This is a genomic window from Intestinibacter sp. (genome assembly GCF_051866655.1).
Lineage (GTDB): Bacteria > Bacillota > Clostridia > Peptostreptococcales > Peptostreptococcaceae > Intestinibacter.
Genome location: NZ_JBJDXL010000446.1, coordinates 1 through 2,724, shown reverse-complemented (window position 1 = coordinate 2,724; position 2,724 = coordinate 1). Strand labels below are relative to the sequence as shown.

The 2,724-nt window shown below is 30.7% G+C and carries 3 protein-coding genes; all 3 read right to left on the bottom strand.

Annotated elements, in window-relative coordinates:
* A partial coding sequence (locus ACI3VO_RS13425; RefSeq protein WP_439758406.1) for a cysteine protease StiP domain-containing protein occupies positions 1-417 on the bottom strand: 417 nt, incomplete at its 3' end.
* Between the two features lie 16 nt (positions 418-433).
* Positions 434-1,666, bottom strand: coding sequence for a phosphoribosyltransferase family protein (locus ACI3VO_RS13420; RefSeq protein ID WP_439758405.1), 1,233 nt, complete (start codon positions 1,664-1,666; stop codon positions 434-436).
* A partial coding sequence (locus ACI3VO_RS13415; RefSeq protein WP_439758404.1) for an HpcH/HpaI aldolase/citrate lyase family protein occupies positions 1,641-2,724 on the bottom strand: 1,084 nt, incomplete at its 5' end. The genes ACI3VO_RS13420 and ACI3VO_RS13415, both read right to left, overlap by 26 nt.

The following is a 2,724-nucleotide window of genomic DNA, read 5'->3' as shown; positions in this document are numbered from 1 at the left end:
TATTATGTATTTGATTGCATTTACATCTATGCCCTTGTCCCTTATTATAGACATAGTGTAGTGTGGTAAATTTAAATTATATCTCTTCTTTATATACCTCTTAGATAATATACCTATAGGTGTACCAGCTCTGGCAAGCGAAACTAAGACTATATCTTTTTGATTTTTCTTTAAAATCTTTTCGCTCATAACTCCAACTGCAAATGCTAGCTTGTCTTTCGTCTCCTCTAATTTTTCTCTATATAAATTCAAATATACATCACTAACTTGATATTCTATAGGTATCATCTCTGAATAGTGAGTACCGCTTTGAATTTTTTTCTCCCTAGTTAAATTGTCCTCTTCTTTTATTAAATCGGATATGTCCTTTAATAAAAAGACTACATCATCTCTGTTATATGTTGAAAATTCTTTCATACATCTTCTCCCTTTTTTATTTATTGCATATTACTATATTTAATTCTTTTATATCTGTATTTGAAATTATATTTATTATTTCATCGAAGTCGCTTTTTTCTCTATTTAATTCACAGAAGAAAAAGCATTTTTCGTAATTGTACTTATCTATGTTGTACACGTAGTTTGTAACACCTCTATTGTATAGGCTGTTATGAGGAAATTTGCTCTTTATAGGATAATTTTCTATTTCTAAATCTACAATAGGACTTCTAGTAGTTGAATGGTAGTATATATTTTTGCCCTCAAACTGCTTTGCAAACAGCATAGGAATATATATAAACTCTTCACTTCCTAGAAATAAAGTCTTTTGATCGTCTTTAACATCTAATTTTTTGCTCTCTCTTCTTACCTCTTCTAGTAAATCATTTTGATCTTTTTTATTTATGCCAAATCTACCTGTATATTTTATATATTTTTCGTTTTTTTCGTATTTTTTCATATCTAGATAAGTGTACGATACTTTTAGATTCTTATTTTTTGTAAATACCTTACATTCTCTTTCGCTTTTTGAAACCAATTTTTCCACCTTATCCTCGTCGCACTCAAATTTAAAATCTCCAGCAAATAGATATACAAAATTTATTTTTGCATCTATCTCATTTTCTAATTTTTTAAATTTATCGAATGCATCACAGTCCATCCAATTTAAGATAGAACAGATCGTATATCTTTTTTTAGGATAGATGCTGTTTATTTTTTTTATCAGGTTTATACAAGTGTTTCCAGTAGTTATCTCGTCGTCTACTAGCACTACCTCCTCGCCGTTTTCAAATCGTTTTAAGTCTTCGTAGTATAAATTGTGATTTGTGGCATGTGAATGCTCCTCTAGAAAATCTAATGACTTTTTATTTTCTACTATTTCTCTAGTCGTATGTATAAATTCATAATCTGCATTTATATAGTTAAATACACTGTGACCTAGGGCTGTACCTGTCTCTGCAAATGATATAACTAGACCTGAATTTAAGTAATCTTGTTTTTTTTCGTAGGCTCTAACTATATCGTATCCCAGCTTATCCATATCAACCGCCCTGCATGGAAGGTGTTTTCCGAGACACTTAGACACAAATAAAAATCTTCTCTTTTTATTATTTCTAATCGCCAAATCTAGATAAGCCTCTATATTTAAATTAAGTATATTCTCCTGTATATTTATATCGTATTTAAAATCTAATTCGTCTTTACATTGAAGCTCCAATAAGTGCATTGTAATCTACCCCCTCTCTTAAAACACCGTATACATACGATAAACTGATGATTTTTTTAGCCCATTTATAATGTGGCTTGTACTCATTCATTTTATCTCCAGAAGAGCTCTTTTTAACTCCTATCTCAGAATGGTAGTTGTCTATTATATCCTTCGCATCCATATAGTCCTCGTAAGTCACAGCAGAAAGCGACTGTACGATTTCTATTTGCTTTGGATGTATTACTGTTTTCCCAACAAATCCGTGGTATTTATCTAGCATTATTTCCTTTATATAGGTTTTTCTTATGATTTCATCGTCCATATTGAATAGCTCTGAAACTCCAGCACTTATAGGTATGTCTAGTTCTTCTCTATTTAAATAATTTATCACATCCTCGATAAACGAAGTCGCTATTAAATTGTCGTATATGCAGAAATTTCTATCTCTTCTAACGCCGTACATTCCTAGAACATCAGTAAGTCCTATCCTTATTCCTAATACCCTTTCTTTGTGGTTTAAAATACTGTTATACATTTCTCTGAAATAAGCTTCCTTTATCTCCTTATATATAAAATCCTTAGATTCTATTATAGGTATAACGTACATATCTTGGAGCCCTAAGCTGTCTAATATACCGATAAACGCCTTTAATAAAACTCCAGTCGCCTTTGGAATTATTATCCCAGTTATAAAATCTCTATTTTTTATCAATATATCTTTTATCTTTTTCAACTGCTCCTGATCCTTGACTCTTATAAAAATTAGCGGTAAATTTTCCAGCTTGCCAAATACATCTTCTGATAAATCCCTTAAGACTAATTCCAAACTTTCTATAGCTTCCTTTTCTCCAAACTCACCTATAGCATCCTCTAAGCATATAGCGAGTGGTTTGGGATGTTTATCTTGATCTACAACGCTTTTATATATCTGGCTGTATTTGTTGGCTGGAACATATAAAAAAGCCCCTAGAGAATACTTTAAAATATCCTTTTCAGTATTTTTATCGAATGCCTGTGGCTTTTTATAAACAATTTCATCTAATTTTTCATCGTCTATATAATTAAAATACTTCACT

Coding starts and splice junctions, on each gene's coding strand:
- ACI3VO_RS13420 (WP_439758405.1), bottom strand. CDS start 1,666: ATGCACTTATTGGAGCTTCAATGTAAAGACGAATTAGATTTTAAATAC.